At 35.9% G+C, this 13,077-nt stretch carries 10 protein-coding genes; 5 read left to right on the forward strand and 5 right to left on the reverse strand.

All coding sequences use genetic code 11. The annotated features are described in order from the left end of the window. Positions 1-7: 7 nt before the first annotated feature. On the reverse strand, positions 8-1,108 hold the full coding sequence (locus GYV61_RS03235) for an SLC13 family permease (protein ID WP_174794764.1): 1,101 nt from the start codon (positions 1,106-1,108) through the stop codon (positions 8-10). Between the two features lie 188 nt (positions 1,109-1,296). Between GYV61_RS03235 and GYV61_RS03240 the strand changes: the two genes are divergently transcribed. The 4 genes from GYV61_RS03240 (at position 1,297) to GYV61_RS03255 (ending at position 5,015) form a co-directional block, all read left to right on the forward strand. Further along, positions 1,297-1,656 (forward strand): iron-sulfur cluster biosynthesis family protein, encoded by a 360-nt coding sequence (locus GYV61_RS03240; protein WP_046324134.1) that lies wholly within the window; start codon positions 1,297-1,299, stop codon positions 1,654-1,656. A gap of 177 nt (positions 1,657-1,833) precedes the next feature. Further along, positions 1,834-1,974, forward strand: a complete 141-nt coding sequence (locus GYV61_RS03245) for a hypothetical protein (RefSeq protein ID WP_109917899.1) — start codon at positions 1,834-1,836, stop codon at positions 1,972-1,974. Between the two features lie 117 nt (positions 1,975-2,091). Further along, positions 2,092-3,009 carry an HNH endonuclease gene (locus GYV61_RS03250; protein WP_174794765.1) on the forward strand — a complete coding sequence of 306 codons (918 nt, stop codon included), beginning with the start codon at positions 2,092-2,094 and terminating at the stop codon, positions 3,007-3,009. 47 nt (positions 3,010-3,056) lie between these two features. Further along, positions 3,057-5,015 (forward strand): BspA family leucine-rich repeat surface protein, encoded by a 1,959-nt coding sequence (locus tag GYV61_RS03255; RefSeq protein ID WP_174794766.1) that lies wholly within the window; start codon positions 3,057-3,059, stop codon positions 5,013-5,015. A gap of 69 nt (positions 5,016-5,084) precedes the next feature. Here GYV61_RS03255 and GYV61_RS03260 read toward each other — a convergent pair whose 3' ends face one another. After that, positions 5,085-6,608, reverse strand: coding sequence for an SLAP domain-containing protein (locus GYV61_RS03260; RefSeq protein ID WP_174794767.1), 1,524 nt, complete (start codon positions 6,606-6,608; stop codon positions 5,085-5,087). Between the two features lie 182 nt (positions 6,609-6,790). Here GYV61_RS03260 and GYV61_RS03265 point away from each other — a divergent pair, with 182 nt between their 5' ends. Further along, positions 6,791-8,632 carry a BspA family leucine-rich repeat surface protein gene (locus GYV61_RS03265; RefSeq protein ID WP_174794768.1) on the forward strand — a complete coding sequence of 614 codons (1,842 nt, stop codon included), beginning with the start codon at positions 6,791-6,793 and terminating at the stop codon, positions 8,630-8,632. A 72-nt stretch (positions 8,633-8,704) separates the two neighbouring features. Here the strand turns inward: GYV61_RS03265 and GYV61_RS03270 are convergent, their stop codons facing one another. From GYV61_RS03270 to GYV61_RS03280, 3 genes are all read right to left on the reverse strand, one after another. Further along, positions 8,705-9,544: a hypothetical protein gene (locus GYV61_RS03270; RefSeq protein ID WP_174794769.1), complete on the reverse strand. Its 840-nt coding sequence runs from the start codon at positions 9,542-9,544 to the stop codon at positions 8,705-8,707. Positions 9,545-9,753: 209 nt separating this feature from the next. Continuing rightward, positions 9,754-11,277, reverse strand: a complete 1,524-nt coding sequence (locus tag GYV61_RS03275) for an SLAP domain-containing protein (protein ID WP_174794770.1) — start codon at positions 11,275-11,277, stop codon at positions 9,754-9,756. 194 nt (positions 11,278-11,471) lie between these two features. After that, on the reverse strand, positions 11,472-12,995 hold the full coding sequence (locus GYV61_RS03280) for an SLAP domain-containing protein (RefSeq protein WP_174794771.1): 1,524 nt from the start codon (positions 12,993-12,995) through the stop codon (positions 11,472-11,474). Positions 12,996-13,077 lie beyond the last annotated feature (82 nt).

The following is a 13,077-nucleotide window of genomic DNA, read 5'->3' on the forward strand; positions in this document are numbered from 1 at the left end:
TTGATTATTAAATTAATAAAATTCCCCAGCCTACAACTGTCAAGACCAGCAAACCTATGAACTGCATTACAGTCCATTTTTTGAAAAATTCCCCTCTTGAAACTGTCGCATTTTGGGTAAAAGTTTTGAGCACCAGCATATTTGCCATTGAACCAATCGGTGAACCAAAGCCACCTATATTGGAACCTAAAAACAATGCTTTAGCATAAGGGGTAAATTTACCAACTAAAATGGTTGCAGGAACATTACTGATAATTTGACTTGAAATAATTGACGTGAAGTAAGTTGAAGTTTCTGAATTGATCATTGTATGGATAATGCTGACAATCATCGGAATTTGTTGAATATCACTAATGAAAATAAAGAAGCATGTGAAAGTTAATAGCAGAGCAAAATCAACCTTAAGCAAGATTCTGGGGTTTATTAATAATGCCAGGATAATTGCAACGATCAGTGGAATTACCACATTAATAACTTTAAATACGCCCAAGAAGAATAGTGCAAACACTGCTGTAGTAATGATTGTTGGTCTTAAGCTGATATTAATCTGTTTAACATCCTGCCGCGGAATTTTTTTGCGGGGGATAAAGTGAAAAATAATCAGCGTAATAACGAGTGCCATTATTAAATAGGGCAAAGACCATGAAAAAAATTGGACAGCGTTAACAGAATATTTGCTAACTAAAAAGATGTTATGAGGGTTACCCCAAGGAGTAAAGGCAGCCCCAATGTTTGCGCCCATACCGATTAAAGTAACGGGTAAAATCTGGGGTAAATCACATCTCTTAGCAATATTCAAGTATAGGGGAATCAATGTAAGCGCTGTTATGTCATTGCCCAAAAACATCCCCGCGATAATTGCTAAAGCCGTAAATAAAATATTTAGTTTTTGCATATTATCAGCAATACTGGTCAGTTTATACGCGAGCACATCAAGGACGTGTAAGTAGGCGTATATTTGAATAATGATTAGCATCGCGGCGACTGAAAAGATCGTATGTAAGTTAATGTCTTCAAACCGCGGTCTAGCAAAAAAAAGACTGATAATCGTTATTACAAAAGTAATTTGCAGGATTTTATCGCTAAAAACCTTTTTCAAGACGGTCATAAAATGTCCCCTTTCACAAGTTATAATCATCTGTAATCGCTATATACATTTTGACCTTTTTTTCCCTTATTAGCAATAATAATTTTTTAGATTAAGGGATACTTTTACTATAAACATAATTTTTGACACTATAACTTAATATATCCTATACTTGAGAAAATTGCTAAGGATTAGGAGGAAATATTAAAATGAGTAATTCCGAAACAGTTAAAATGAACGTTAAATCAGGTGCTGCTGATAAAATTAAAAAGAGTGTGAAAGAGGGTCAAGTTGTTTTATTATCGTTAAACGACGGCTCTAATAAATACTCTAATATTGCTGGCAGTTGTGCTGCCGGAACCCGCTTTCAATTTGTGGTCTTGGATAAGCAAGATCCAGACTTTTCAATTAAAGTTGAAAATAATGCGGGCTTTGACTTATACACAAGTCCTGCAGAAATGCAATATTTAGGGAATAACTTGGTAGTTGATGAAAAGAATGCAGCAATCAGCTTAGCTGACGACAGTGGCGTGATTGATGCTGCTATGACCGTTAGTGAAAATAATTAGTGTGATAAACTGATAATATTTAATAAATAATATTAGATTTTAAGCGGTTCCAAAGGAACCGTTTTTTGATATTAAAAATCACAGTAAAATGATCTAGTACGAGCAAATCTTGCTTCATTATAGCTTAAGTGGTAAACTATATGAGATTTTCGAAAATCTGAAAGGAAGTATAGTACTATGCGTAAAGGTGAGAATTACAACACCGGTTGTGAACCAAACCAAAGACCTAAGAACAAAAGAAACGGCAAGAAACGTGTTGCGCACGTGGCGGCAGTTGTTGCTTTCTTGAACAAGGCCAAAGCAGACGAAAATAAATAGTTTGTTTTTAAATAAGACTAAAAGGTGGATGACATTACGTCCACCTTTTTTTATTATCTTAAATTGAGTAGAATTGAGTTAAATATTAATGTCTTATTTTAAGGAGAACATTCAAAAGTGAAGTTTCAATGCAGTGCGTGCGGTTTGCGTATCAATGCCAAACATTTTAAACAAGCAGGTTTGGTTAATCCTAAGTTAACCAGTATCTGTGATCTGTGCATTCAAAGAGGAAAAGCGCCGGAGAATTTTGCCAATATTGCGGTTAAAGTCTTTGCGCAATGCCTGCTGTTTACCTTTGTAGGTAAGGATGAAGACAGTGGCAATACTTCTTTTTTGGTAGCTAAAAATGACCTGCGCAAGCGTTATGAGGCCTTCATTCAGGATTATGACGGCAATGAATTGGCCCAGCAGCAACTAGCAACACATGATTTTAACCAGGCCGTAATTGACAGCGAGACAGGCCAAACTGGCTTTGTGCCCAGCAGCGAGTTTACTTTTGCCGAAAACCTAAGTAAATTAGGCTTAAACGTCGACTTTAAGCTCAATGAAGTGGATTATATTGACCGAGAACGTATTCGTGCCAAATACCATTATCGCTGCCAATATTGCGGCAGGCGCGGCCGCAGCGTTGATCACAAAGATCCGGTTTCACTGTCACATAATAATGATTTTGACAACCTGATTTTATCCTGCACGGAATGCAATCGTATTAAGTCCAACATGCCCTATAAATTGTTTGTCAGTTTAAATAATGAAATTCCTGAAGTTAACCAAAAACTGGTCAAATATGAAAATGCCCTTGCTACTTTGAAAGGTGAATTTGAGGAAAGACGTCGCGAACTAGCCGCTAAAATGCACCTGAAAGGCGTTGTTAATGATCCTGAACTTGACCAGATTCGTAAGCAAAACAAAAAATTGCAGGATGCAATTGATAGCTTGGAAAGTGATTATACTGACTTGCGTTCTTTACGCGAGCAGCACTTTATGACTGGGTGGAAACTAGCGCAAGTAAACGCAAAAGAAGATATTATTTAACTTTTAAAAGGCTTACAATGGAATTAAGAGCAAAAGGAGGTCAGAAAATGAAGTCAACTAAATTCAAGCAAAATATTTTAACAAAACTAGGCATCAGTATGGCTGCTGCAGTACTAGGCATGATGAGTGGCGTTAATCTGGTGCAGAATGTTGTGGCAGCTTCTGCTGCACCTGCTGCTAAAGATCAAACTGCAAAAATAACACCGAATGCACCCAGTACTAGCAATAATCAGCTAGGTTTTTGGACTGGAACGGATGGCAGCTGCACGTGGCAATATGATGTCCTTACTAATACGCTGACTATTAGTGGTGCTAAAGGAGCACAATTGTCAAGCACACCTTTTACTAAAGAATTCAAATGGGCTGGAAGTATTGAACATATCGTTTTTGAAAGTCCGTTTAAGTTGTCTGCAAATTCAAAAGAAAAATTTGCTAATTTGAGATATTTGTCTGATATTAAGGGTTTAGAGAACGCTGATACCAGTGAGGTAACCGATATGTCTGGTTTATTTGCCGGTGATATGAACCTTAATAGCTTAGATATTAGTAAGTTTGATACCGGTAAAGTTACAGATATGAGTAACATGTTCTTTAAATTAGGTATGGATAATGCTACTGCCATAGCAATAGATTTGAGTAAATTGAATACCGCAAATGTAACCACTATGAACAGCATGTTTGCGGCGGCCAATTTTAAAAAGCTGGATTTAAAAAATTTTAATACTAGCAAAGTAACCGATATGGCAAATATGTTTTCCGGTACCAAGGCAGAAACGATTAATGTAGATAGCTTTGATACCAGTAAAGTACAAAATATGAGCGGAATGTTCAATAATTGCCTGATTAAACAGCTCGACTGCTCAGGCTTTAATACCAAAAACGTAACGGACATGAGCAACATGTTTTCTCATAGTATGGACATAACAACTCTAAACTTGAGCAATTTTAATACTAGTAATGTTCAAAATATGAAAGCTATGTTTTTTGGAGATTCCAATTTGACCAATTTGGATTTGAGTAACTTTGATACTAGTAAAGTAACTAATATGTCAGGTATGTTTTCAAACGATACAGCATTAAAACAACTTAATTTAACGGGTTGGAATACTGCCAATGTTACTGATATGAGCACTATGTTTGCTGGATTAAAGAATATGGTCAGCTTGGATATTAAGCACTTTAATACCAGCAAGGTAACTGATATGTTTGGCATGTTTGAGGGTGCTGAAAATTTAACTGATTTTGATATTAGTCATTTTGATACCAGCAAGGTCACTAGCACCAGCTATATGTTTTCTGGTATGAAAAAAATTACCAGCTTAGATTTAAGCCATTTTAATACTAAGTCCAATAAAAATTTGTCTGAAATGTTTAGTGATGATGACAATTTAAAGACGGTTAATTTGAAAGGCTGGAATACCAAACGGGTCAGGAGTATGAGTCGCATATTTAAAAACGACCCGCAGCTGGTCAATATTAATTTAAGTCATCTTAAAACTAATAGTCTCACTGAAGCTTATGAGATGTTTAAAAATGATCGGAGCCTCAAAACTGTTGATTTACATAATTGGAACACTCGTAAATTAACTGAAGTAAGTGAGATGTTTGCTCAATGTCCTAATCTGACTAAAGTTAATTTACATGGCTGGCACATGCCTAAACTGACTGATTCGACAGATATGTTTATGCAGGACAAGAAATTAGCAGGGGTTGATCTGACTAATTTTAATATTCATAACAGCAGGATTTTAAATCAGGCAGGCAATCCTAAAGGATTTGCTGTGAAGCTGGGCCATTACCGTTTGCGTAAGAGTTCAGGTGTAGGCCAAGGATTTAAACACATTCAAGCTGTAGGTAAAGGTACAATTAGAAAACCGAAAGGCAAAAAATATACTGCAAAGCAATTATTTAAGCTGTATAATCACTCTGCCAAAAAGAGCCCTAAAGAAACCTATGTCATGTATAACGGTAAAAAACCACAGTTACCAAAATCATTTCATTTTTGATTTTAAGTAAAATAAAAGGATTAGCTCATTTCAGAACTAATCCTTTTTAGTTTGTCTTTCTAGTAAACTTTAGGCAAATTCAGGGAAGTTTAAAGTTTTTATCTGTTTTTTAGTGGTTTTTAACAGCCAGATTGCCTGATCTACTTGTGCCAGCGTCGCTTTGCTCGACCGTAAGACAACAGCAGCATTAGCTAAAGCATAGTCATAGCTCTGCATAAGTCCATCATAGTGAACACTCTCGTTAATAGTTTGCTGTCCAGAGTCAAAGTCTTTCTGGAGCTTCACTTTATCGCTGTCGGTTGCTACTTTTTGTTTCTGCTCGGCTGCTAATGAAGTGTTTACAGGAGAAAGTTTTATGCCCCAGCTAAATTTCACATCACTTGCTTTGACGAAACTGTTAGCTGCTATTATTTTTTCACTGGTGGTGAGAATGGTTGGCCCATATTTTTTGTCAGTCGCCCTGGCCTTCAATTGTGTGCCATCATTATTGATAAGGGCTTTTCTATCTAAATTGTTACTCAGAAGGTGGTAATACAACTCAGCTTTGTTTGTAGTCCCATTCCAAATATAGAACAAGCCGTCAACATTAAAGTCAGACTGCTTTGCAGTGTTAAAACTAATCCCAACGGGTTTTCCTGTGGCGTCATAAAGCTTAACGTTTGCAGTAGTCTTTGCAGTAACAAAACTATAGGTTAAATCAGAGTAGTCGGTCGTTGGCAAGTAATTTCTCAGGTTGATACAGTTTTCATCTATGTATTCATTATGATGATTATGCAGGCGGAAAATATAGCCTTCAAAGTCTTCTGCCCAAGGTTCGACGGCTAAATCAACTTTTATTTTCTGCCCCTTTTTTAAAATGTGTTTGGTTTTCTTTTCGTTTAAAGTCTGAGTGGCTGTCTTTTTAAGAACGGTGGCCGTTGTAACCCCATTGTAAGTTAGAGGATAACCATCTAAACTTGCAACATTATAGGCTTTGACATAGCGATTTTTACCAATCGCATAATAGTTTTTCCCTTTAATTTTTGTGAGTGGCAGATAGAAAATATGCTCATCATTATCTGATTTAAAGAATTTACTATAATAGTATTTTGGTCTTGCTTTAACTTGTTTAACTTTGCCTTGATATTTAACGATAGCTCGCTTAGGTAAAGTGTGGCCAGTCTTGTTACCGGCTTTAGTATAAACGGCTGATTTTTGTAATAAAACTAATTTACCCTTTTTACTGTTTTTACCGTTAACTTCCTTGACATCTGCAGCATTAATGTAGCAACCTTTACCAATATTATAGAATTTTTGGCCCTTAATTCTTTTAGTGCCATAGTATTTCATAACATCTGCATTAAAGCTATAGATATACTTATAACCACTGGCATCATCTTGAGCATATGGCAGATATTTTTTCTTGTTTTTAATTTTATGACCATGTTTATTATAAAGATGGGCACCATAGATTAAAGTAATTTTACCCTTTGCGGTCTTTTTACTGCTTTTAGCAGCCACTACTGTTTGTATTTGATTGCAATTTGCTAAAAGCGGAGTTACGACCAGTGCTAAAATAGCCAGGCTAATTCCAATTCTTTTTGTCAGCTTCATAATTCACCCTCACTATCTCTACTACTTTCTGTTAAATTTATTATAACCTAATATAGGTGCAGCAATACATGTCTTACAGTAAAAGAATTACAGCCTGGCAAAGTTTAACTTAAGTTTTAAATTATTAATTAGATTTAAGCAAAATGCCCTTATAATAATGGTAAGAGAAAAGAGGTCACAAGATGAAGTTACCAAATTTAATCAAGTTTAAAAAAACTGGGATAGGTATTGCAACAATGGCATTAGGTTTAGTCGTAACGGTGCAAACCAATTTAAATGTAGCTGCTGCAACAGAAACTCCTGCTGTTGTCCCAATTAGTGCGACAGGTTTGCCATCTGATGCCGGTCTGTGGACTGGCACTGATGGCAGCTGCACATGGAAATACGACGTTATTAGTAGAACTCTACGGATTAGTGGCGCGCAAAAGAGCAGTCAATTATCCAGCACACCATTTTTAAAGCAGTTTAAATGGTCTGGTAATATTGAGCATATTGTGTTTGAAACACCAGTTCAAATGGCTCCGAATTCGGCAGAAAAGTTTGCCGGTCTTGAGTATTTGGAGGATATTACAGGTCTCGACAAAATTGATACTAGTCAAGTGACAAATATGGCTTTGCTTTTTACTAATGACAAAGCTCTAACTAAAGCTGATGTGAGTCACTTTGACACCAGCCAAGTGACTAGCATGGAACGAATGTTTGACAACACAGCATTAACAGAAGTAGATTTGAGCAGTTTTAATACAAGCAAAGTCACAAATATGAGCGGTATGTTTAGAAACAGCCCGATGAAACATCTTAATCTGAAAAGTTTTGCTACCAGCCGAGTGACCAATATGGCAGAGATGTTTGCGGATAGCGATGTGGCAGAACTTAATCTGGCTAATTTTGATACTAGTAATGTCACTAACATGGCTGGTATGTTTGCTGGAATAAAAGTTCCTGAACTAAATCTTAAGCACTTTGATACCAGAAAAGTTAATAATATGTCCGATATGTTTTCCAGTACCCAAAATTTGTCAAGTCTTGATCTGAGTAATTTTGCTACCAGTCAAGTGACTAATATGGCGGAAATGTTTTCGGGCAGTACAGTTATTCACTTAAACTTGGCTAATTGGGACACCAAAAAAGTCACCAGTATGAAAAATATGTTTCAAGGGTGTTCTAACTTAACTAAACTTGACTTAAGTGGCTTTAATACTGGTAATGTTACAGATATGTCGGGGATGTTTGCAAAATTCGCTCACTTGGATCAGCTAAATTTCAGTCACTTTGATACGAGTAAAGTTAAAGATATGAGAGAAATGTTCGCATGCAATCCGGCTGTTACTAGTTTAGATTTAGGTAGTTTTGATACCAGCAACGTTACTAATATGATCTCGCTGTTTTCTGGAGACAGCTCTTTGGCTAAACTCAATTTAACGGGTTGGAACACCAAGAACGTACGCTGGATGAATTCAATGTTCAGTGGCGACAGCAGTCTAAAAGACATTGACTTGAGGCACTTTAATACTGCCCAAGTTACTGATATGCTTAGGATGTTTAAAGGTGCAAAAAGTCTTGAGCAGCTTGACCTGCATACTTGGGATACACGCCAGGTTACCAGGGTCAGCCAAATGTTTATGGACTGTGATAATCTTGTTTTTGTTGATTTGCGTGGCTGGCGGTTACCAAAAATGTACGATTCAACGGAAATGTTTACTAATGATCAAGAGCTCGCTGGAGTTGATTTAAGCCATTTTAATATTCATAATAGTCAGATTTTGAAAAATGCTGGTAATCCTAAAGGTTTTGTTGTCAAGCTTGGGCATTACCGCTTACGTAAGAGTTCGGGAGTAGGCCAAGGCTTTAAACATATCCAAGCTGTTGGCAAAGGCACAATTAGAAAGCCGAAAGGCAAGAAATATACTGCAAAACAATTGCTAAAACTGTATAACCATTCGGCTAAAAAGAGTCCTAAAGAAACTTATGTTATGTATAATGGCAAAAAGCCGCAGCTGCCTAAAGGGTTCAAGCTTAAATAGATAAGAAAAAAAGGCTAGTTCGTTTTTAATTACGAATTAGTCTTTTTGTTTTATTAGTGAAGAAATAGAAAATTATTTTAATTTACCTTCATCAATAAGTTTATCGTCACGTTTTGCCAGTTTCTTGTTATGTGCCTCATAACCTTTATCAGATAAGTCGGCATTAAACTTGTATCCCCGTTTCTTTAAAGCATTAATATCTTTTTCCATTAATGGTGTATTTACTTTAGGATGTTTCTTATAATATTTATAATCGTTTAAATAATTCCCATATACTATAATATCACTCCAGTCTTCATGTTTCTTAACCTTATTTTTCTTAGGAGGATTTACTGGTTGTGGCTTCAGATCACCCGATGGTTTAGTAGTAGGAACATTTTCCAATTTAATCTGTCTGTTTAACCATTTAATTTCTGCATTAAGATATTTCTTGAAAGTCTTGGCATACTTAGTCTTATAATTTTTAAAATGCTTCAAGATCTTCTTGTAAAGGGCTAATTTTTTAGTCTTATTCGTTAGCTTCTGCCCCTTCTTGACGTTCTTATTGAAATAATTATTTGCTTTTTGGTGGCGTTTTGACCAAGTTTTCTTAGTTTTGTGGATATTGGTCTTTGGTTCGGGATCATTATCTTGGATAGGTTGCGAAATTGGTTCAGCTACAGGGCAAGATATTTCTGATATTAATACGTGGGTATCTTGGATAGGTTGCGAAATTGGTTCAGCTACAGGAGTTTCAGTTTTATCTGTTGCACTTGTGTCTGGATTATTTGTATTAGTGTTGGTATTAGTATTTGTATTTGTTTCGTTAGTTGCAGCCACATCTGCTAAAACAGCTGAAGTTTGACTAATAATTGGCGCTAAAACGGTAATACCCGCAACAGCTGCAACAATAATATTTTTATGTAATTTCACTTTGATTTACTCCTTTAAATTTGATTTCAATATCCTTTATCGCTAGGCTTGTCACAACTTTTTATCAGTTGATAGCTGTTTTTTAATAATTAGTAGCTAATGAACCAGCATTAAACTGATAGTCTCATTTTTGCCATGCTCTACATATTGTCTATTATATTTGCTTGGACTATTTTAGTAAAACTAATATTGCTCTGACCAGTAGCCATTTAATCACCGGGAGGAGTAGACATAGTTGTCAGCTGCTCTTTAGCGGTTTTAACATACCAGACAGCTTCATCTACCTGCGTGACAGTTGCCTTATCAGACCTTAACATAGCAGAAGCGTTTCTTAAGGCACAATCATAATTAGACATAAGATCATGATAAGCGCTATTTTGTGCTAGATCTTTTCCTTCATTAAAAAGTGTGAGCAGTTCCTGTTTGTCAGCTCCTGTCGCAATCTTTTGCCCATTTTCAGCCTGCTCAATTGTATTCAGGGCCTTAAGCCTTAACCCGCTAACGTATTTCACAGCGTTTACCTTAATGAAGTTATTGCCATAAATTAGTGCTTGCTTTTTTGCAGGGTAAGTTGGCTCTGAATTTGGCACCGGGTTTGGTTGGTTGGCATCAATCACACTGGCGTCACTGTAATTTAAACAATGATAAAACAGTTCCACCTTATTTTCCTCAGGTACCCAGAGGTACATTAAGCCATCAACTGTCAGATTACTGTATTGCGGCTTTATAATACGTTTACCAATTGTCTTGCCAGCTGTGTCATAAAGTTCAGCGCTGTTGTTTGTCACTGGCGTAACGTAAGTATAAACTAAGTCGCGATAATCAATGATAGGCAGATTCCTTTTCAGCTTAACATTGTCCTCATCAACATATTCATCCGGGTAATCATGTAATCTGTATATATAACCCTCGAAGCCATCACTTTCATAAGGAATAACAGTTAAATCAAGTTTAATCTTTTGTCCTTTTTTGAGTTTCCGCTTTGCGGCAGAAAAATTTATTGTTGTAGTATAAGTTTTTTTAGTGACTGTGGCATTTACAGTGCCGTTGTAGCGAGCAATGTGGCCATTAATGTAGCCGACGTTGGCTGCTTTAATGTAACGATTATGTCCTAAAGAATAATAATATTTCCCTTTGATTTTATGAGTAGGTATGTAGCGGGGTTTGAAGTATCTATCTATATCTTTAAGATAGTAAAAATATTTGGGTGTTTTAGTAGCAGTCTTAGCTTTTCCTTGGTACTTAACTACTGTATTAGTTCTTAGTTTCTTTCCCGTTGTTTTGCCAGTCTTGGTGTAAATCAGTGCATCGTGTTTGATAGTCAATTTACCTTGTGTGATATTGCGCCCATTGACTTTTAAAACATTAGCACTATTAATGTAATAGTTATGCCCCAAGTGGTAAAATTTTTGTCCGTTAATTTTTTTAGTGCCATAGTAGGGATAGCTGGTTCTACTGTCATCATCATAAACTATCATTTCTGTAGTCAAATAGCCCTTGGGATCAGAGCTAAAGCCGTTAGGAATATTATAGCTATGTGTACTCTGATTTTGCTTCAATTTTATTTTATGGCCTGACGGGTTGTAAACATAATCACTCTCAAGCAGTGTGACTTTTCCTTTGGCTTTCTGAGCTGCTTCTACTGTTTGGGGGTTAGCGTTATATGGCAAAAATAGACTAGTAGTTATAGCCAAGGCTGTTAAGCCAATGCCAACTTTCTTGAAAAATTTCATTTTATGACCTCGCAAAAAATTACTTATGTTAATATCATTGTACCCTAAACTGCTGCTTAAAATTGTTTTATTATATAAATTGTTAGAACTTTTGTCTGGTTTACAATATTTTGGCAAGGGTAAACTAATTTTCAAATTAAGCAATAAAAATAGAGCTAATCCACCATAAAAGTGGACTAACTCTATTTTTTAATTTAACTCCATTCGGCAAAGTTTAAAGTACTTAATTGAATTTTGGTTGTGTCAAGTAGCCAAATTGCCTGTTTTACTTGTGCAATCGTGGCTTTTGGAGATTGTAAAATAGAAGAAGCAATCATCAAAGCATTATTATAATTACTTACTGCAGTTTGTTGCTCACACTTAACATTCTTGTTATTCTTATTTTCCTCAAATTTTCTTTGCAATTCTTGCTTATCCTTATCTGTTGCTACTTTCTGCTCGCTTTCAGCGTCTTTGGCAGTATTGAGAGGGGTAAGTTTAATTCCACCGGCAAAAGTAACATCACTAGCTTTGACAAAACTGTTAGTATAGCGAATCTTATCTTCTGTCGATTCAATTAGTTTATTGTTTTTGTCAAGCTCTGGTTTTTTAAGATCAGTGCCGTCGTTATTAACGAAATAGCTTCTGTCTGTTCTGTAGGTTAAAAAGTGGTAAAACAATTCTGCTTTCTTTTCACTAGGTACCCATAAGTAATAAAGACCATCAACGGTCAAGGGGCTTTGATTACGATTCCTGTAACTGATGTCTGTTGTAGTGCCGTCAAAATTATAGAATTTAGTATTTGTCGTCGTATTAGGCTTTACATAGGTGAATGTAAGCTCATCGTAACTTGATGTTGGCAAATAGTTTCTTAATTTAATGTAACCTTGACCAACATATTCGTTAGGATAATCGTGCAGGCGATAAATATAGCCTTCAAAGTCTTCTGCCCAAGGTTGAACCGCTAAATCAACTTTAATTTTTTGACCCTTTTTGAGAACGTGCTTAGTAGAATCATTGGTTAAAGTTTGAGTTGTCGTCTTTTTAAGAACAGTAGCATAGGTAACGCCATTGTACATAAGGGGATACCCATCTATACTATCAACGTTATTTGCTCTAATATAACGATTTTTCCCTATTGCATAACAGTCTTTACCATTAACAGTTGCTGTCGGCAAGTAATAAAAAGTTGCCTTTTGCTCAGAAACGTTAAATTTTGCAAAATAATATTTTTGATTAGATTGGGTTTGCTTAACCTGGCCCTGATAGTTAACGACTGATTTAACTGGTAGAGTCTTGCCTTTTAGTTTACCTGTTTTAGTATAGATCGCAGATCTGTGATTCAAAACCAGCTTACCAGTCTTAGAGCTTTTACCATTAACGTTATTAACATCACCGTCATTAATATATTCTCCTTGACCAATTTTATAGTATTTTTGCCCATTAATCATTATTGTGCCGTAATAATCTAAGGAGTCGACATCAAAAGAAGAAACATAGCAGAAACCATTAACGTCTGGTTCAATTACAGAATAATTCCCGTTTTTTCTTACTTTAAGTCTTTGACCATATTGATTATATACGGGTGCGTCATTGACTAAAGTAATTCTGTTTTTAGCTAGTTTTTGTGCTTTTGGCGCAGCTTGCACTGTTTGAATATGATTTAGACTTGGCAGCAGCGGACTAATTGTCAACACTGTTGCGGCTAAGCCAATACCAACTTTCTTGAAAAATTTCATATCTTCACCTCATAATATACAAATTCTTTACTTATATCATTGTACCGCAAACTAGTTAATAAATTTATCTCAAACAAGCGTT

Origin of the sequence: Lactobacillus melliventris (assembly GCF_013346935.1) — a bacterium.
Taxonomy (GTDB): domain Bacteria; phylum Bacillota; class Bacilli; order Lactobacillales; family Lactobacillaceae; genus Lactobacillus.

Coding starts and splice junctions, on each gene's coding strand:
- GYV61_RS03235 (WP_174794764.1), bottom strand. CDS start 1,108: ATGACCGTCTTGAAAAAGGTTTTTAGCGATAAAATCCTGCAAATTACT.
- GYV61_RS03240 (WP_046324134.1), top strand. CDS start 1,297: ATGAGTAATTCCGAAACAGTTAAAATGAACGTTAAATCAGGTGCTGCT.
- GYV61_RS03245 (WP_109917899.1), top strand. CDS start 1,834: ATGCGTAAAGGTGAGAATTACAACACCGGTTGTGAACCAAACCAAAGA.
- GYV61_RS03255 (WP_174794766.1), top strand. CDS start 3,057: ATGAAGTCAACTAAATTCAAGCAAAATATTTTAACAAAACTAGGCATC.
- GYV61_RS03260 (WP_174794767.1), bottom strand. CDS start 6,608: ATGAAGCTGACAAAAAGAATTGGAATTAGCCTGGCTATTTTAGCACTG.
- GYV61_RS03265 (WP_174794768.1), top strand. CDS start 6,791: ATGAAGTTACCAAATTTAATCAAGTTTAAAAAAACTGGGATAGGTATT.
- GYV61_RS03275 (WP_174794770.1), bottom strand. CDS start 11,277: ATGAAATTTTTCAAGAAAGTTGGCATTGGCTTAACAGCCTTGGCTATA.
- GYV61_RS03280 (WP_174794771.1), bottom strand. CDS start 12,995: ATGAAATTTTTCAAGAAAGTTGGTATTGGCTTAGCCGCAACAGTGTTG.